Origin of the sequence: Hydrogenimonas cancrithermarum, from assembly GCF_030296055.1 — a bacterium.
GTDB classification, from domain to species: Bacteria; Campylobacterota; Campylobacteria; order Campylobacterales; family Hydrogenimonadaceae; genus Hydrogenimonas; species Hydrogenimonas cancrithermarum.
The window spans coordinates 2,137,263-2,155,737 of the sequence record NZ_AP027370.1; the positions used below are offsets into that span (position 1 = coordinate 2,137,263).

At 48.8% G+C, this 18,475-nt stretch carries 17 protein-coding genes; 9 read left to right on the top strand and 8 right to left on the bottom strand.

The window, feature by feature from the left end; all coding sequences use genetic code 11:
• The first annotated feature begins 118 nt into the window (after positions 1 to 118).
• The 8 genes from QUD54_RS10875 to QUD54_RS10910 all read left to right on the top strand — a co-directional run bounded on the left by QUD54_RS10875 (position 119) and on the right by QUD54_RS10910 (position 7,295).
• Positions 119 to 769: a TorD/DmsD family molecular chaperone gene (locus tag QUD54_RS10875; RefSeq protein ID WP_286336755.1), complete on the top strand. Its 651-nt coding sequence runs from the start codon at positions 119 to 121 to the stop codon at positions 767 to 769.
• Positions 766 to 1,929 (top strand): 4Fe-4S binding protein, encoded by a 1,164-nt coding sequence (locus tag QUD54_RS10880; protein WP_286336756.1) that lies wholly within the window; start codon positions 766 to 768, stop codon positions 1,927 to 1,929. Before QUD54_RS10875 ends, QUD54_RS10880 begins: the two co-directional genes overlap by 4 nt.
• A complete protein-coding gene (locus tag QUD54_RS10885; protein WP_286336757.1) occupies positions 1,926 to 2,783 on the top strand; it encodes a hypothetical protein in 858 nt (285 codons plus the stop codon). Before QUD54_RS10880 ends, QUD54_RS10885 begins: the two co-directional genes overlap by 4 nt.
• Positions 2,784 to 2,785: 2 nt before the next feature.
• Positions 2,786 to 3,226: a hypothetical protein gene (locus QUD54_RS10890; RefSeq protein ID WP_286336758.1), complete on the top strand. Its 441-nt coding sequence runs from the start codon at positions 2,786 to 2,788 to the stop codon at positions 3,224 to 3,226.
• 300 nt (positions 3,227 to 3,526) lie between these two features.
• Positions 3,527 to 4,228 (top strand): vWA domain-containing protein, encoded by a 702-nt coding sequence (locus QUD54_RS10895; RefSeq protein WP_286336759.1) that lies wholly within the window; start codon positions 3,527 to 3,529, stop codon positions 4,226 to 4,228.
• On the top strand, positions 4,225 to 5,817 hold the full coding sequence (locus QUD54_RS10900) for a VWA domain-containing protein (RefSeq protein WP_286336760.1): 1,593 nt from the start codon (positions 4,225 to 4,227) through the stop codon (positions 5,815 to 5,817). Before QUD54_RS10895 ends, QUD54_RS10900 begins: the two co-directional genes overlap by 4 nt.
• Complete coding sequence (locus tag QUD54_RS10905; protein WP_286336761.1) at positions 5,798 to 6,943, top strand: hypothetical protein; 1,146 nt, start codon at positions 5,798 to 5,800, stop codon at positions 6,941 to 6,943. Before QUD54_RS10900 ends, QUD54_RS10905 begins: the two co-directional genes overlap by 20 nt.
• Positions 6,936 to 7,295, top strand: coding sequence for a c-type cytochrome (locus QUD54_RS10910; RefSeq protein WP_286336762.1), 360 nt, complete (start codon positions 6,936 to 6,938; stop codon positions 7,293 to 7,295). The genes QUD54_RS10905 and QUD54_RS10910 overlap by 8 nt, the downstream gene beginning before the upstream one ends.
• Positions 7,296 to 7,355: 60 nt before the next feature.
• Here the strand turns inward: QUD54_RS10910 and QUD54_RS10915 are convergent, their stop codons facing one another.
• From QUD54_RS10915 to QUD54_RS10925, 3 genes are all read right to left on the bottom strand, one after another.
• Entirely contained in the window at positions 7,356 to 7,505 is a 150-nt protein-coding gene (locus QUD54_RS10915; RefSeq protein ID WP_286336763.1) for a hypothetical protein, read from the bottom strand.
• Positions 7,506 to 7,635: 130 nt separating this feature from the next.
• The gene (locus tag QUD54_RS10920) at positions 7,636 to 8,079 is read right to left on the bottom strand and encodes a rhodanese-like domain-containing protein (protein ID WP_286336764.1); all 444 of its coding nucleotides are present in this window, start codon (positions 8,077 to 8,079) and stop codon (positions 7,636 to 7,638) included.
• Between the two features lie 79 nt (positions 8,080 to 8,158).
• Complete coding sequence (locus tag QUD54_RS10925; protein WP_286336765.1) at positions 8,159 to 11,488, bottom strand: DUF748 domain-containing protein; 3,330 nt, start codon at positions 11,486 to 11,488, stop codon at positions 8,159 to 8,161.
• 204 nt (positions 11,489 to 11,692) lie between these two features.
• Here QUD54_RS10925 and QUD54_RS10930 point away from each other — a divergent pair, with 204 nt between their 5' ends.
• Positions 11,693 to 13,816, top strand: coding sequence for a sensor domain-containing protein (locus QUD54_RS10930; protein WP_286336766.1), 2,124 nt, complete (start codon positions 11,693 to 11,695; stop codon positions 13,814 to 13,816).
• Between the two features lie 7 nt (positions 13,817 to 13,823).
• On the opposite strand, the gene QUD54_RS10935 is transcribed toward QUD54_RS10930, so the two are convergent.
• From QUD54_RS10935 to QUD54_RS10955, 5 genes are read right to left on the bottom strand one after another with little or no spacing between them, the layout of a single operon-like run.
• Positions 13,824 to 14,753, bottom strand: coding sequence for an RsmB/NOP family class I SAM-dependent RNA methyltransferase (locus QUD54_RS10935; RefSeq protein ID WP_286336767.1), 930 nt, complete (start codon positions 14,751 to 14,753; stop codon positions 13,824 to 13,826).
• Between the two features lie 3 nt (positions 14,754 to 14,756).
• Positions 14,757 to 15,230 carry a phosphatidylglycerophosphatase A family protein gene (locus tag QUD54_RS10940; RefSeq protein WP_286336768.1) on the bottom strand — a complete coding sequence of 158 codons (474 nt, stop codon included), beginning with the start codon at positions 15,228 to 15,230 and terminating at the stop codon, positions 14,757 to 14,759.
• Positions 15,231 to 15,250: 20 nt separating this feature from the next.
• Entirely contained in the window at positions 15,251 to 16,447 is a 1,197-nt protein-coding gene (locus QUD54_RS10945; protein ID WP_286336769.1) for a sulfate adenylyltransferase, read from the bottom strand.
• A complete protein-coding gene (locus tag QUD54_RS10950) occupies positions 16,425 to 17,312 on the bottom strand; it encodes a response regulator (RefSeq protein WP_286336770.1) in 888 nt (295 codons plus the stop codon). Before QUD54_RS10950 ends, QUD54_RS10945 begins: the two co-directional genes overlap by 23 nt.
• Positions 17,309 to 18,433 carry a bifunctional 2-C-methyl-D-erythritol 4-phosphate cytidylyltransferase/2-C-methyl-D-erythritol 2,4-cyclodiphosphate synthase gene (locus QUD54_RS10955; protein ID WP_286336771.1) on the bottom strand — a complete coding sequence of 375 codons (1,125 nt, stop codon included), beginning with the start codon at positions 18,431 to 18,433 and terminating at the stop codon, positions 17,309 to 17,311. The genes QUD54_RS10950 and QUD54_RS10955 overlap by 4 nt, the downstream gene beginning before the upstream one ends.
• Positions 18,434 to 18,475 lie beyond the last annotated feature (42 nt).

An 18,475-nucleotide genomic window follows, 5' to 3' on the forward strand; every position in this document is an offset into this window, starting at 1 on the left:
TTGCAAGCGGGGCGTAATGCCCCGCACGATATAATTTTTTGAAGTAAGAAGTAAGAAGGAAGTTTTTCTCTCTTACTTCTCACTTCTCGCTTCCCACTCCTCACTGAAAAGGTACTTTATGAACGACGTTCTGACCAAACAACTTGCCCGGGTCAATCTTTACGCGCTGGTCTCGCGAATTATGATGAAAGAGGTTGACGAAGAGTTTCTGGAGAAGTTCGAAGCAGATGAGATGATTCTCTCTTTTTTTCCTAACTACCAAGGATGGGAGAAACCAAAAGAACTGTCACACAAAAATCTTCTCGAACAATTTTTAAATGTCGATTTCACCAATCTTTTCGTTTTGCATTTGATTCCTTACGAATCCTTCTATTTTCGGGATGATCAAATGTTAGAAACCGGCGGGGACAATCCAGTCGTCCAGATTTACAACGAATACGATTTTCGTGTTCAATTGGATAAAGCGCGTACCGTCAGCCCCGATCATATAGGAATAGAGCTGGAGTTCATGTATATGCTTGCAAGTTCTGAATACAAGGCGCTCGAAAACAAGGATTACGACGCTGCATGTCAGATTGCGAGGATCCAGAGAGATTTCCTGCGCGATCATCTGCTGCAGTGGGCACCGATGTTTCTGCAGAATGTCAAGGCCGAAGCGGGGACGCCTTTCTATTTCGACGCCGCATCGCTGACACTTGAGTTCATGCTGAGCGACTATGAGTATCTGAATGAGCTGATCACTGAAGAGGGTTGTAACTACACGGTATGAGTACGCTGATGTTCGATGCCGCACGGTGCGTGCGGACGGTGACAAAATTTTCGGAGTGTACCAAATGTGTCGAAGTCTGTCCGGTCGATACGCTTCATATCGCCCAGAACAACCTTCCCGCATTTACCCCTTCTGTCTGTGTCGATTGTGGCGGATGCCTTGGGGTCTGTCCCTCCGAAGCGTTTAAACTCAAAGACTTCGATACAACCGAATTCTTTTTCGAGTTTGCCGCGTCGGATGAGACACTTGTTTCATGCCGCGTCAATGTACCGTGCATCATGGCACTCAGTGTCGAGCATTTGATCTCGCTTGCACTGCTCAAGAACGATCCGATGGTGCTGGACATCGGCCATTGCGCTAACTGCCCTTACAAAGATCCGCTCTATGCCAATATCGTCAAGAGTGTCGACGAGGCGAACTACATCCTCGATGCGTGTGAAAGCGGGAAAACGATCCGTCTCGAGGATGTCGGGGCCGAAGAGGAAAATGCCCCTTTGGATATCGATCAACATGACCGCCGTGCCTTTTTGGAGCGTCTTTCGCTCAAAGGGGTGATTAAATCGAAAAAAGAGTTCGACAACGCGGTCGCTTCGATCAGCGACGAGGCGAAACTGCACAGTGTCGATCTTACCGATGTCGCAAAGATTCGCCAGAAAGAGCTGCCCGATAAACGAAAAATTCTCTTTACTGCGTTAAAGCGTGCCCCCAAACCTTCGGTGTACCATACGATTGCCGAAGAGGATATTTCGTTCGCGTCACAGAAATTCATCGATATGGAAACCTGTACCAACTGCCAGATGTGCTATCGCATCTGTCCAACCGGAGCGCTTAGTTCAGATACGAAAAACAGCAAAATCTATTTCGACGCGATGATGTGTATCAAGTGCCGTGCCTGTCACGATACCTGCGAACCCGACAGTCTCAAGCTGCAGCCGACGTTCGAGCTGAAAGAGTTTTTCGAGCCGACACAGCGTCTGCTGGCATCCTTCAAACTGGTGCGCTGCGATGAATGCGGCATTCATTTTACGTCACTTCAGGGGGAAAGAACATGCTCGAGATGTGCCGTTGAAGAGGAAGAGGCACTCGATCTGTGGGGACTGGAAGAGCAACCCGACGGAACGGTGGCATTCAAAAAAGAAGAAGAGGATTCACCATCATGATCGACGAAGGAATTTTGGCCAAAGAGAGCCGGCTGATTGCACTGTATGGGATGAATGCACAGACGTCACCGTTTCTGAAGGTACTCAATACCACATTCAAGCATCTCGGTCTCAACGACTTCGCCATCGGTCTCAACATCAAGCCCGAAGATTTCGCCTATATGGTCAAAGGGATGCCGAGCTCGAAAGTTACCATGGCACTCTATGAACCGGAGTACCAAGAAGTTGCGGTACCGCTGCTCGATATCAAGGATCAATGCATCGAACGGAGCGGTCTATGCGACGGTGCCTATGCCGATGAGGGGAAACTGGTCGGAACGTGTTTTACGCCGCAGAGTTTCGAGAACATGGTGGCGTGTGAAGGGATACGGTTTGAAGGAAAACGTATACTCCTGCTTGGTGGCGGAGCGATCGCTCGAGCCCTTCTTCCGCTGCTTGGCGTGCTTGGTGCATCGTTTGTCGAAGTTGCCGACGGCAGCGTCGAACGTGCGGCCGAAGCGCTCGAAATCGCGAAGCCTTCGTTCGCGGCTGTCGAGACCGATGTCGCATGGTTCCAAAACGGCATGGAGGTCGATGTCACCAACTATGACATCATCATAAACGCCGTTGATATCTATGCACACAGCGACAAAAAGCTTATAGTCCCAAAAGGTGAAAACAGGAAGCTCGTTCTGATCGACTTTGTACGAAGTTCAAGCAGTTTCGACACCTTGGCGAATGAACTCGCTTGCCGGAAACTCGGCAGTTATCAGTGGATGACAGCTTCAGCCATGAGTGTCGCGAAAGCATGGCTCGGAGTCGATATCGATTGTGACAGTTATGAAACAATTATGAAAAACTTGGGAGAGATTTGAAAATGGAAGATTTGAGAAAAGAGTTCGAAAACTACATGGAAGACCGCTGCGTCACGAGCGAATGCGAGACGGAAGAGGATTCATATGAATATCCCGACTATGTCGAAGCGATCAATGCGGAGCTCATGCCGCCGAGTAAAAGCGGGGTCTATATCAGCCGCTGGGATCTGAAGATGGTCGGGGATGCGATCGACGCTTCAATCGCGATGGATGCACGGGCACGCATGTACAAAATGCTGATGCGTTCGGTTCACGACAAGGAAACGATGGGGCTTCTGCTGGGTGCTTTCTCATCTTTGATCGATGCCAAAATCGAGCCTTACAAAGAGATGATGAATGCCTATCCTGTTGTATCTCCAATTTTTCAGGAGAAAATCGACAAGGCAGAACGGGTCAAGGCCTATTTCGAAGAGGTGTTGAAGACCTATTTCCCGGAGGAGTAAAAGATACATTTTACATTCGAATACCCTTGGATTCTTTTTTTACTGCTTGTCATACCATGTTTTTGGCGTTGTCCTAGCGGTGTAGTTAAATTCTATTTTCCCCATATACAGAGGGTGCCTACATCCTCTCTGACATTTCAGATACAACCGCTTTTCCAGGCATTGCTCTATACACTTTTCATTACATCGTTGGCGTCTCCCATTGCATTCGACAGGCTCCAGGCAAGTGCTCGAAGTGGACGGGATCTGGTACTTTCTATCGATACCAGCGGTTCAATGGGAGAGTCAGGATTTGACAGTGTGCATTCATCGAAACGAAAATATGATGCGGTTTTAGAGATCGTCGAACATTTTCTGGAAAATCGTTTCGATGACAATGTAGGTCTTGTTATGTTCGGTACTTTTGCCTATGCAGCCTCACCTGTAACCTACGATCTCAAAGCGCTTGAAGAGATTCTGAAGCTTACCGACGTGGGTATTGCAGGGCAGAGTACGGCGATCGGGGAGGGGATCGACCAGGCTATTCGAACATTGCATTTCGGCTATGCGAAGGAGAAGGTGATCGTTTTGCTGACCGACGGCTTCCAGAACACCGGATCGGTTTCGGTGAAAGAGGCTGTCGAGAAAGCGAAGAGAGTGGGTGTGAAAATTTACACGATCGGCATCGGTAAAGCGGGCGATTTCGACAAAAACCTGCTCGAACGCATCGCCACAGAAACAGGAGGACGTTTTTTCCCCGCAATGGATGCTTCTGGTCTCAAAGAAGTATTCGATATCATCGATAATCTGGAACCCAGTCCCATACGTTCGAAAAGCATGATCAATAGGAAAATGCTCTACGTCTATCCTCTCGTTTTCGGCATGATTTTGCTTGTTTTCGTCTTGAGTTTTAGAAATGGAAAGGGTGGTTTTTTTGGATGGAACACTTCTGCTACGGGAGAGTTTTTCACCAAGCTGCCACGCTTTCTCGATCTGTTCCATCGCAGAAAGAGAATGTCATGACACTTCTGCATCCCGTTTTTTTATGGCTGTTGATACCGCTTGCGCTTTTTGCGCTCGTGCGTTATCATCAGTATCATCTTGACACGCTGCCGTTTCGGTCCGAAATCGTGCTCGAAAACCGTCGGACGCCTTTGATGCGGCTGGCACCATTTATCGCATTGGCTTGGATGATTCTTTCGCTTGCGCGGCCAGTTGTCACAGAGAGCCGCGATATTACGGCCCCCTCGCCGCAGACAGTCTATCTGGCTATCGACGCTTCACGTTCCATGCAGGCCCGTGACAGAGTTCCCGATCGTTACGAATTCGCCAAAACCGCCATCGAGAAACTCCTTTCCATCGATAACTCTCATCGGTTCGCACTCATCACTTTCACGAGCAATGCGCTGATACTCTCGCCACCCACATCCGATCGTGAATTGATTCATGTGGCGCTGGAAAGTTTTAACCCCGATTATATTCTGACACACGGCACCTCTCTCGACGCGCTGATACGTTATGTTGCCCGATTCGGCGGAAACGAGCAAAAGCGTCTCGTCGTTTTCAGTGATGGTGGCGATGGTGAATACGATGCATCGCTGGTCGCGTTTGTCCGTTCGCACCGCATTCGTATCTATGGTGTCGCCTGTGCTACCCGCAACGGTGCCAAAATTCCCGTGGATGAGGGTTGGCTTCACGACAAAGAAGGGCATCTTGTCATTTCCATGCAAAATCCCGCACTTGAAAGGCTCAGCATCGAAAGCGGCGGGGAGACCGTTGACGAAAAAATGCCGGAAGTGGTGGCAGCCACACTGGCTGAACGTCTGGAGGACCCTATAACGTCCACCGCATCTGAACGGGTGCAATATCACGAATTTTTCTGGATACCGCTACTTCTCGGGATCCTCTTTTTCCTGGTGGGAACGCTTTCTCTATCCGGTCTGAAGCGAATGTTGCGTCTACCGCTCGTTCTTCTTTTCGGTCTTCATCTGCAGGCGAGCATTCTGGATATCTATCGCCTCCATCGAGGGTATGAGGCGTACAAGACAAAGAAATATCGGGAAGCGGAAGCAATTTTCAGGGAAATTTCGTATCTGCAGGAGGGTCGCTATGCGCTGGCCAACACACTCTACAGAGAGGGCGCCTACAAGAAGGCTGGCAGACTTTTCGCCTCGATCAAGGCAAAAAAACCCGCTGTCAAACGGCAGGTATGGTACAATCTCGGCAATTGCGCCGCGAAAATGGGCCATTACAAGAGTGCAGCTGACTATTATATCAAAGCGCTGCAGCTTGGTTACGATCCGGATGCCGTTCATAATCTTCAGTTGGTGCTTTTTTTGCAGGAAAAAATGGTAAGACAGATCGCACCCAAAGCTAACCGCCATGTCAAAGCGGTCAGTCGCAGTGGCACAGCGGATCAGAGCGAAAAAAGTGGCACGAAAAAAGGCGGAAATAGCCGAATGCAGCAGGGCAGCGGCAGCGATGCCGCGTCGAAAACGACGGTCGTCGGCCGTCGGCCGTCGGCGCAAGCGGCATCGAAACGCCATCCGCTCGGATCGAGGGTTTATGAAATGATCAACAAAGGGTATATAAATGAAAAGAAACCCTGGTAGTAGGTTTCTGCTGATTCTTGCATTGTTTGTCGTATCCCTTTGCGCAGACGAAGGATACCGCTATTCGATGCGGCTGAGCACAGAGAGTGCAACGGTGAAGGAGCCGTTTCTTTTTACCTTCAGTATCGAACAGCTCGATCGCAGTAAAGTGATGTTTTTTGATATTCGTCCGCATCAGAAAGGTTTTTTTTTCAAGCGGCTTGACAAGAATGTCGACGATACTTTCCATCATCGCAAAGCTCTCTTTACCTATCTTGTCTACGCTTTGCAGCCATACGACGGCCCCCTGCGATTCGATTTGACCGTCAAGCAGACCAATGACAAGCGTATCGAATTGAGTACGACCGGAGGGCGATACAATGTCAAGGATATCGAAACCACGGATCTTCATGAAACCCTCTCAACTCCAATCTTGCATATTACCTCTATCCCGAAACAGGTTCCGCTCGTGGGAGAATTCCATATGCGGGTCTCGGTGGACAAAAGCTCGGTTTCCGCCCGAACCCCCGTCTATCTGAAGATACACCTCGAGGGAATCGGTGCCATGCCCGAACCGTTCGATTTCACTCCCAAAATCGAGGGGGCCGAAATTTTCACCGATGATCCGCATGTGACACTTCGTTATTCGAAAGATGGCGTTCACTATGAGGCCACCTATCTCTATGCGTTGCTCAGTGATCGTTCTTTCACCGTTCCAGCCTACCGTCTACAGGCGTGGTCTTACAAAAAACGGAAATTCTATTCACTCGAAAGCACACCTTTGTCCGTCCAGGTCAAGACAGTGCCCATTCGACAGTTGGTAGATGAAAGGAATATGCCCCAAAGTGTTTTCGATATGTTCGAAGATACGAAAGAGTGGCTGATCTACCTGCTGGTATTTATGAGCGGGTATCTAAGTGCACTACTGATCACAAAACTGCGCGGGCGGAGGCGGCTGTCCGGTGCTTCGGACATATTTGCAAAAGAGGTTAGGCAAGCCAAAGATGCCCGTGCCCTGCTGACCCTGCTACTCCATAAAGATGCCCAAACATACGCCTCTTTTATCACAGACCTCGAAAAAGCGGTATACAGGGGCGAAAATATTCCTTTCAAACAAATCAAGAAGGAGATACTGCGCCATGGTTAGGTATATGTTTTTTCTGGCTCTCTTTGCCATATCTATTTCGGCTTCTTCGGAAGGAGAGCGGCTCTATATGTCCAAAGGATGTTATGGTTGCCACGGTACCTATGGTGAGGGGATCGGCGATTATCCGAAATTGGCGGGACGTGAAATAGACGAACTGGCAGACAGACTTCATGCACTTCAGCGGGGCATTGGACATACTTCGAAACGCGATATGATGATTCCGTTCGCCAAATCCCTGCATGAGAGTGAGATCGAAGCGATCGCGAAATACCTGAGTTTCCAGCAACCAGATATATCGGAAGACGAGTCTTTGGAAACTCCTGAAGAGATTCTCGGTGGTTCAGATATGTGAAATAGCGGTTTACACAACCTTATTACGTTTTAGAAAAATGATTTCGACGGATATGTGCGGTTACATTCCATCAGCAATCGTTTCAGATATTTTCAATCGGTAAAGGTTTTGCAAAAATGTTGCATCTTTTGACGATCTTGAGCTGCTTTTCGTTTTCCACTCCCGTAAAATCCCGCCAATGCGTCTGAGGATGAAACTTTCGATCTCCATGATGATCTCGCTCCCTCCGGTAAGAGGAAAAGTATGCTGCCTGAATCGACAATCTCGAAAAGGTCGTCTACATGAGCGGACCTCTCAGCTGGGAAAGATCAAAAAAAAGAAATAATGCGATTGGTATGATTCAACGCTTGAGAACCACTTCGCCATAGACGGTGTCGAGTGGATAACCCTGCTCGACCCATTCACGTATACCGCCTTTGAGTGAATAGACGTTGGTGTACCCCATCTCTTGCATCGTTTTGGCTGCGAGCTTTCCGCGCTTGCCGGTACAGCAGTAGATGACGATGCGTGCATTTTTGTCCGGTATCGCTTTTTTAACCTTGAATTCGAGATAACCGCGTGTGATCTGGACGAGATTGAGGGTGAAAATCTCGCCATGGCCGATTTGATCGGGTTCCCGGATATCCAGGATATAGAGATCGTCGACTTCATCGGTGATCAGCTTGTAGAGTTCTTTGGGCTCCATCTCCCTGACCGGAATCTCTTTCGGGCATGGGCAGAGTTTTGTCTCCTGTGCGGCGACAAAAGTGAGCGAAAGCATCATTAGCAGAAGAAGTTTTTTCATGTTGAACCTTTTTTTAGCGTATTATAGTTGGTTTGCACAAAATAAGTCAAATAGAACGAATATTTTATTGAAATCAATTTTATTTACTTAAACCGCCAAGTTCGAGTTTTAGCGGTATCATCCCTGTCTGGGCCACTGTTTGGAGCGCTTTGGGTTGATGGATAGCGGTGCGCATTCTCTCGATACCTCTCTTTTCCAGATAGCTGGCGATATTCTCCGCACGATTGTCGGCAAGCCTCCGGAGTTCTTCGGTCGTTACCGGGACACTCTTCAACAGGGCTGCGTAGAGTGTATCGAAATATTTTCCTGAATCGGGTTTCTCTTTGTTCTCTTTGAGCCCTTCGACATAGGTTTTTTTCACTTTATCGAGTGCCTGTATTCCGGCTCTATCGACAAAGACCCGTTCGAGTAGGTGGATGGTCACTTCATTTTTTATCTTTTCCGAACCTTGTCGCCCGGACGAGGCGGTCAGGATATCTTTGAGCTTCCTCCTTCGAATCCCTGAGCTATCTGCGTCGATATGGTAAGAACCCGTCAGCTCGAGTTTCAAAAGCGGACGTTTTTTGAATATTTCAACCAGTTTGTCGAGTTTTTCCCTTTCCGTTGGATCGATCGTATCGCTACCGGGTTCGAAATCGACATATTGCAGCTCTTCGCCTTTGATGCCGAGCATATTGCCGAGAAAACGGAACGGGGCGGTGACGATTCCGGAGATCATGTTGCCGATCGCCTGCCAGACCACCTTGCCGACCTTGAATTTCGGATCGGTGACGTTGCCTTCGAGGGGAATGTCCAGGTCGATGATACCGTTGGAGTCTTTGAGCAGAGCAATCGCCAGTTGGATGGGGGCCTCGATGCTTTCATCGCTTTCGATCTTGTCACCAAGCTCCAGTTTTTTGAGGACAATTTTATTCTCACTCAACAGTTTCCCGTCCTCTATGGTATATTTGAGTTTAAGCCACAGCCGTCCATCTTTGATGGTATAGCCGATATACTTTCCCGTATAGGGTGATAGGTTTGTCACATCGAGGTTTCTGAAATCGATATCGATTTCACTCTTTCTAATCGGATCGGCTGCGATCAAGAAGGCCTTGATGTTCGCCATACCGTATCGGTCTACGATACCTTTGAGCTGGATGGAGGCCAAATTGTCCGGCAGGCTGCTGATGCCGATTGCTTCTCCTTTAAGGTCTTGGATATGTGTGGCGAAAGGAAGCGGGAGCGACAGGTCGGAGAAATCGCTGCGCCCCTTTTTGATTTCGACTTTCGTCAGGGAGTAGTTGAGCGATTCTCTTTTTTTCGTCGTCGCCATTTTTATATTTTTGTCTTTGGCTGGACCTCTTTTCACGAGACGGTCGAGATTGGTCGATTTGTCTTTGGCGACGTGGACTCTGATATAAGGTTCTTCGAGAACCACTTTGTCGATCTTCATCGCATTCGGTCCGAGTTCCAGGTGGGCTGGTTTGACGGTGATCCTTTCGACACTGAAAATCTCCGATCCCGTGAGCGCGTGGTCGATTTTGAGATGTTTCAGGTCAAGCGAATAGTCGATCGTCGCTTTTGGCTGCAGCGAGGTGTTGTAGGAGATTTCGGCATGGCTGTTCAGCGAACCTTCGGGAATGTCGATATTGAGAAATTTTTGTACGTAGGGTACGTAAGGGGTGATCGCGACATCGGATGTCTGGAGCGTAAAATCTGCTTTGAGGGGAGAGAGAAGTAGGGAGCCTTCGGCGCTTATAGTACCTTCGGAAGGCGTTTTTAACGAAAGACGGAAAGATGATCTCTCTTTCTGTGGAAAAGCGAATCCAACGAGGTGAAATCCTACCTTTTGGGCGGTCAATCTGAGTGGATCCTTCACTCTTCTCTCCTCGAACCGGAACACTCCATCTTGCAGGTCGAGATTTTTTAGAGTCACTCCAAAAGGCTTGGTATGGTCCGGTTTGACGCTTTTTCTCTTTGAGGAATTTTTTTGCTTTGAAAGAAAGAGCTTCTGGATATTGCTCTGACCATTTTTGAAAAGAACCAGCCGGATATCGGGTCTATCGATATTGATCTCTTCGATCGCCAGCTTTTTTTGCGGAAGTCGCAAAAGACCTCGCTTCAGCTCAACGCGTTTAATACGTAAAGGTGTGTTTTCGCCCTCTTTTTCAGTGATTTCGATATTGTGCAGGTTGAGGTGTTCAAGCAGGACTTGAACGGTGCCGTTCGTCTCGAAATGGAGTGCTTCGAAGCTGTGGGTATGGTCGGCATCGACGAAGTAGAGAGGCCCTTCGAGCCGTGTGTGAAGATTGTCGATCCGTACCTCTTTGATTCCGATTTTCCAGGGGGACATTGCCGCTGTAATGGGCTCCGTACTTGTCGGTATCTTTCTTTTCACTGGTTGGGCTCGTTTTTTCCATGTATTGAAAGAGAAGCTTCCTTGTTTGTCGACCGCTGTGTAGAGTTTGGCATTGTCGAGTATGACTTCGTCGATGCTAACGCTTCGCTCCGGCCATTCGGCATCGATATTTCTGATCTCGAAAAGATCGATCGTCGCAGGTGTCGAGACGGCATCATCGAGGCGGAAATTATGTATCGCAAGGCGCCCCTTTGTGATTTTCGCACGGATGCCCGGATGCGTTTGTTCAATGTTGTAGGTCAGAGAAAGATCGCCTCTTCCTTCTCTGAGATCGAGTGTCGTAGACTCCTTTAGATAGTGATTGATCTTTTTGAGATTGGCACTTTGGATATCCAGTTCCCCCCTTACGTAAAACGGGTTGAGGGATATTTTGGAGAAAGAGCGTACGAATGCCGTATCTTTCGTTTCTATTTCATAGACCAAAAATCCATACTCGTTGGGAAGGGTGGAGATATTCTCAATTCCGAAATTGTAATTGGTCGCCACAATTTTGACGGGTTCCGCTTTACTCAGATCTTCGAATGTCAGAGTCGCCGATTCGATCGCAAACTGCCTGATGCGCAGTGGCGGCAACGAGGATGTATCGGAGAGACTCTTTGTGTCGGATGGCGTCTGTTTTTTTTCAAGATGTTTTAGAATATTGGAGAAGTTGAAACTTCCGTCTTCTTCTATTACTATATGGATCGCCGGCCGCTTGAACCGCAATGCGTCAAAACCGATCGATCGGTTGAAAAGGGAAGATATGGGTGAAAAGTCGATATCGAGCGCTTTGAGCGTAAAAAAGTCTCTCTCGTTTTTGTCTTCGATTGTTATATCCGAAAGTTCCAACTGCATAGTGTAGGGATTGAACGATATCGCACCTATCGTCACATCGGTACCGAGCGTTTTTGATAGCAAGGGTGGCAAATTTTTCGATGCAATGAACGGTAACATCCAAAAACCTGCGATCGTGTAGAAAAAAAAGAGGAAGGCAAGGCAGCAGTACCAAAATTTTTTACGATAGATTTTCATGATTGCTGCCTTTTTAATAGCGTTCGGTCTTTATCGGGCAATATAGAATTATACCCAACGTCAAATCACAAAACCAGGATCTAAAATTTTTGTTGTATAATCAATTAATATTATCTTTAAAAGATTTGTTTTTTCAAAAGCGTCGAGCTTCCCGAGAATGGTGGGTTGTGTGATGTTGACTTGTTGTAAAAGGTTGAGAGGAAAATGGGTTTTGATAAAAACGACAAAATAATTAAAAACGACAGGTTTTTTCGATTGATGGCGGACAATCTGCCGGATATGCTCTGGGCGAAAGATATTGAAGGGCGGTATCTTTTCGCCAACCGTGCCCTTTGTGAAAATCTTCTCATGGCGAAAGATACGCAAGAGCCGATAGGGAAGCAGGATATTTTTTTCGCCGAAAGAGAACGCCGAAAGCATCCGGAAAATCAGGAGTGGCATACGTTCGGAGAACTCTGTTTCAATACCGATCTCATCACGCTCGAACATATGAAGCCGATGCGATTCGAAGAGTATGGCAACGTGAAAGGAAAAATGCTCTATCTCGAAGTGCACAAGGCACCTCTCTTCGACGAGCAAGGCAAACTTCTCGGAACGGTGGGAAGTGCGCGGGATATCACGCGTCAAAAAGAGCTGGAACGGCAGATCAAAAAGTCGAACGAGACGTTCGAACAACTCCTCAATGCAACGATCGAGGGATTGTTCGTGTTCGACAGCGAAAGAAGGTGTATTCAGGTCAACGAAATGGCGGCGAAAATTACCGGTTATTCGCAGAAGGAGCTGATTGGCAAACACGCCCTCGACGATCTCGTCGCACCGGAATCGTTCGATATCGTCAAAGAGAAAATACGACTCGACTCGGCGGAGCCTTACGAGATGATCGTTATGAGAAGAGACGGTTCGCGCGTTCCCGTGATTGCGCGAGGAAAAAACCTCGAACTTTTCGGAAAGCGGGTCCGTATCAGTGCGATTATGGATATCACCGAGATGAAAGAGGCTCAGACAAAGATCGAGTATCTCGCCTACTACGACGTTCTCACGGGATTGCCGAATAGAAGGCTGTTGACCAGGTATCTTGAACAGGCGATGCATTTTTCCGCCAGGAACGGCAATTACGGCGCCCTTATTTTCATGGATCTCGACAATTTCAAGAAGATCAACGACACGGCCGGCCACGATAGTGGAGATAGGCTGCTCAAAGAGATAGCGACAAGGATAAAAGATTCGATCCGAAGAAGTGACACGGTTTCGAGATTCGGAGGGGACGAGTTTGTCATTCTTCTGACAAATCTGAAAGGCACGGCCGAGAAGGTGGGGCTGGAGGTAGAAAAATGGGCGGAAAACATCCGCTCGAAAGTAGAAGAACAGTTCTGGTTACCCGAACCAATGAAGATGAAAATCCATCCTGAATGCAGTATGGGTATAACGCTTTTCAAAGGGGATGTCAGAACGACCGACGAACTTCTGAAGCATGCCGATATCGCTTTGTACGAGGCAAAAAATTCCGGCAGAAACTGCATAAGGTTCTACAACAGAAAAATGCAGCAGAATGTTGATAAACAGATCGAAACGGAGCATCAGCTGAACGAAGCGTTCAGCAGGAACGAGATCGAAGTCCATTATCAACCGCAACTCTCGATGCAAGGAAAGATCAAAGCCGCCGAAGCGCTCTGTCGCTGGAATCATCCCGTTAAAGGCTTGATTACCCCGGATCAATTCATTCCCGTAGCCGAGATGAGTGGACAGATCATCAAACTCGGCGATATTATGCTCGAGAAAGTTTGTAATCGTTTGAAAATTTGGTCGGGGATCGAAGGTTTCAACAATCTCGCGATAAGTCTCAATATCAGTGTCAAACAGTTCATGTCTCCATCGTTTGTTCAGAGTGTCGAAGAGAAGATCGAGAAGTACGGTGTAAGGCCTCATATGCTGAAACTGGAGCTTACGGAATCTCTTTTTCTGGACAATTTCGATAAAGTAGTCAAGAAAATGAACAGGCTCAAGAAGATCGGTATCGAGATATCACTGGACGATTTCGGAACCGGTTTCTCTTCTCTCTCCTATCTGAAAAAGTTGCCGCTCACCCAATTGAAGATCGACCGCTCGTTCATTCGGGATATCATTGAAGACGACAACGATAAAGCGATCGTTCGGGCTACGATCGCTATTGCCGAATCGATGGGGCTCGAAACAGTGGCCGAGGGGGTCGAAACGGCCGAACAGAAAGAGCTTCTCGAAGATATGGGGTGTAAAATCTATCAGGGGTATCTCTTCAGCAAGCCACTTCCTTTGGAAGAGTTCGAAGCATACGCAGCAGACAAACTGTAGTCGTATGTTAGACTTTTTTGAGGAGACAGAGAAAAAAGCCGTCCATTGATTCGGTGGGAAGAATACGTACAGCTTTGGAGAGGTTGAGGTTAAATCTTTTTTTCTTCCATTGCGTGACTCCGGGGTGAATGTTTTCTATCGGTATCTCGATGGGTTCGACATGAATCTCCGGATGTTTGTGCAGGGCTTTGTCGACGACGGCTTCGTTCTCTTCCGGGGCGAATGAGCAAGTGGCGTAGAGGAGCTTTCCACCCGGTTTCAGACTTTTTATCGCCGACTCCATCAGCCGATATTGCAGCTTTGCCATCTCTTTGATCTTGCGTTCGCTCCAAAAGGCGTATGTTTGTGGAGCGTATGTCTTGAATTTCGCTTCGGTAGAGCAGGGCGCATCGAGTAAAACCCTGTCGAACATGGCGGGACATTTGTTTCCTACGCCGCGGCCGTCCGCCATGTAGTGGTGGGCGATTGTGGCACCGCCTCGCTCGAGGTTGGCTTTGAGACGGAAAAAACGATCTTTCCCCGGTTCGACGACCGACAGCCAACCCTCGTTTTGCATCATGGCTGCCATCATCAGCGATTTTCCGCCGGGAGCCGCCGTCAGGTCGAGCACCGTTTCGCCCGGTCTTGGACCGAGTATGAGTGGTGCGAGCATTGATGAAAGGCTCTGGATATAGATATCCCCCCTATCGAAAAGGCGTGAATGGGTCAATGTGTCGCGCATCTTCGCTTCGACGCTGAATGCGTAAGGGTACCAAGCCACCGGTTCGGGTTCGAGCCCCTCTTCATCCAACTGTTTCAGTGCGGTATCGGTATCCGTTTTGAGCGGATTGATGCGGAAGGAGACCCGCCTTGGGCGCTCGAAGGTTTCAAGCAGTGTGTCGGCATCGTCGGGATAGATGGCGCGAAACCGCTCGATGAATAGATCGGGCAGTGGCATTGGCTATCCTAGCATGTGATAATGCAGAAGCACCTGCATTACGAGGGCACTTGAAAATCCCGCCGCGGCACCCGCGACGAGGTCGTCACCCATGACGCCCCAGCCACCGGGAGCTTCGCGGTCGATGCGTCCTATGATGGAGGGTTTCCAGATGTCGTAGGTACGGAAAAAGAGAAAACTCAAAATGAGGGCGGGAAACGAGATCCCGCTGATGCAGAGTGCCAGCCAGATGCCGGCGACTTCGTCGATGACGATGCGCTTGTCGTCGTGGATCCCGCTCCGCAGCTCGTAGCGGTTGATCTCGCGAACCCCGATAAGCGTCACCAGTATCGTCAAAAGAAAGAGCGTTTCGATCGGAAAATAGGAGAGTATGGCCATACCGATGAGAAGGCCGACGAGCGTCCCCCATGTTCCGGGTGCTTTGGGAAGAAGCCCGCTTCCCAAACCGGCGAGAAACAGTTTTTCTGAAACATTCATCTTCCATTCTCCATCTTCAATCATTTCAAAGAGGTGGTTTGATAGAGCTTCATCAGTTTGATGTAAAAATCCTCTTCGCTCTGACTCTCCAGCAGACCAGACCCAGGCATCAGGTCGTAATAGATTTTTTCCAGGTTTTCGAAGCGATTGGGAAAGAGGTGGGTCAAAATCATCGCCGAAATCTCTTTGCGGATCAGTACGGCCGGTGGAAGAAGCCCCTTTTTCAAGAGCTCGAGAATCGAGTCGGCATGATAGGAGATATGGTGATGCTCGCCATGTGGACAGGTGCGGCTGCTGACGAGTGTGCGGCAGATATCGCAGTAAGCGTACTCTGGCGCTGTATGGATCTGAATCTCGAATCCTTTGAGATGGTCGAAAACCGATTGGATGCGGTTTTTGTCGTAAAAGGAGCCGAGTCCGGCATGGTTCTGGCCGATCACCAGCTCGTCGCACCCGAAGTTTTCTGCGACAAGAGCATCGAGGATCACTTCGTTGTAACCGGCGAAGATGTAGGTGTACTCCAACGGTACGATCACGACGCGGTTGGCAGGCAGATAGTTTTTGACGAAATAATCCATCGAGCGGTAGCGCAGCTCGTAAGGGAGGGTACTGTCCTCCTGATAGGGTTTGAAGAGGAAAATTACAACCAGGTCTGAGCGGTCGAGTGTGGTCCGGATGAGACGTTCATGCGCCCGGTGCAGGGGACGCGCTGCCATCATCAGTGCACTGGTCTGTTTCGCTCCGATACGGTTTTTCGCCACTGTGATCTGCTCTTTGATTTTTCGCAGAGATGGATACTCCACATGGTATTTTCCGCTTACGGCGTAGTGCCCAAGACGTTTCATCGTCGCCTGGACGCCTGGATGAGATGCGTTTTGGGTACCGTAGATCTCCTGGACGCGTGCCTCCGGATCGATTTTGAACACTTCGTCGACCTTGAGCCATCCGACAGGTTTGCCGTTGACGAAGAGGTCGACGATCTCTCCGGGTTTCAGTGCCTTTAAAACCTCTTCGTTTCGTCGCCCTTTGGGGGCGAGAATGAAAGAGAAAGGAAAGCTGTGCCCTTTGTAGCACTTGGTATGGTTGACCTCTTCGGAAGTTTTTTCATCCATCAATCCGTCGACAGGATGCAGTAACCCCTCCTGCACCAGTGCGAGGGTCGAAAGCGCCTCCTGGTCGATGAAGAGCGCCTTTTTACTTTTTCTTGAATATGCCATACTTTTTCCTCTTTTCCCAGAGTGATTTGCGCGATATTCCGAGCTTTTTGCTCAACTCGGTGTCCGGGAACTTGCTTTGGTAGTTGTGAATGATGAATTTGACATAATCATCGATCGTCAGAATCTCCGTACGGTCGAATATCTTGTGCTCGCTGACCAGTTCGATCGTTTCCACTCTTTCATCTTCGAAGTTCTCTGTAGTCGAAGTGATGACGTCTCTGTCCTGTAACGCTTCCAGAAACGCTTCGCGCTCGCTCTTTTTCAGCATTTGGAACTCAGGCATATAGGCGATAGAGTCGCTCTCCAAATGTTCAAGGGCACTCAGAGAGGCGCTGTTGCTGAGTGGAAGATATTTGAGCGGCCGTCCAAGCTCTTCCGCAAGAGCGAAAGCGAAAGCATCGGCCTGCTTTTGGTAATTCGTTTTGACCATGAGTGGAAGTGTTTTTTTCATGGGGTTCGGAAGTTGGATGTTTTTGAGCTGATGATCGAGGTAATCCTCATAGAGCTCGCACCGTTTCTGCAGCTGTTTGAAGCTGTGGAAATGGTTGATTTTCCGTATCAGCTCTTCGATCATAAACGGCTTCTGGATGTAGTCGTGTGCACCCGCTTTGAGTGGATCGGTGACGGTGTCGTTACTGATGTATGAAACCATCAGGAGAATGATTTCATCGGCAAACTTTTTTATAACGGCGTAGAAGTCCTGTCCCGAGAGATTGGTCGAGAGCAGGATGACGTCGTAACGCTCCGTCTGGTCGAGCGCATCGTTGACCGCGGTGAAGATATCGCATTCGTGGCCGAAATCGATCAGCTTTCCTGCGATACTCTGCGCGAGGTAGATTTCATCTTCGACGATGAGTATTTTCATGATAATGTCCAGTTAAAATATTTAAGCGTTGCTGTCGCATTGACGGCAACTCCCTCTTTGCGTCCGATAAAACCGAGTTTTTCCGTCGTTGTCGCTTTGACATTCATTCTATCCGGTGTTACCTGAAGCAATGAGGCGACTCTTCGTGCCATTTCATATTTGTAAGGGGAGAGTTTCGGTACCTCCGCCATGATCGTCAGGTCGGCATGGACTATCTCGAAGCCGTAGTGGTGAATCTTTTGGACGACCCGTTTTAAAAGTTGTGCGGAATCGGCCCCTGCATATGCCTGATCGGTATCTGGAAAAAGTTCACCGATGTCGCCCATACCGGCAGCACCCATGAGTGCATCGATTAGGGCGTGGATCGCGACGTCACCGTCGGAGTGGGCCTTGAAACCATACGGCACATCGATTTGAACGCCGCCGAGAACCATTCTTTTCCCTTCTTCGAATGCATGGACATCGAAGCCGTTTCCTGTAAAACAGAGGCTTGTGTCCGGTGCTTCGAGGCAGGGAAGGTGGGAGATGTCGTCGGCAAAAGTAAGTTTGTGAAGTGACTCGTCCCCTTCGATAAATGCGACTTTTCCGCCATTGTGATGGATCGCACTGCTCTCGTCGGTAAATTCACCGGGTTGTGAAAGGGCGGCCAACAGTTTTTCGGTGCGGCTGAGTTGCGGCGTCTGGATACGTAGAAGTTTCGAACGGTCGATCGGTTCATTCTCGTAGTAGACCGTATCGTTTACGGGAAGAACGGGAACGGCGCAGTCCGCCGTTTCGATCGCTCGCAGCAGTGCTTCGCAGATCTTGCGGCTTACACAGGCGCGTGCTACGTCGCTTACGAGTACCAGCGTGCTATCGACTGACGCCAGAGCGTTTTGAAGGGATGCTTGCCTGCTCTCTCCGCCTTGTACGAAAGTATAGTTTGCGAATCGTTTCATATAATTGATTTCGTCGGGATGAGCGGCAATGACGATCTTCTGAAAGAGTCCCATAGACTCGAATGTTCTGGCCACCCGGAACCAAAGCGGTTCGCTTCCGACACGGAGCCATTGCTTTTTGACGGGTTTTTTAAAACGTGTTGCCTCTCCGGCAGAGAGAAGCACCAGTGTTAAATCAGACAAATTTTCTCCTAAAAAGCCCTATGTGTTACGAAAGTATACATT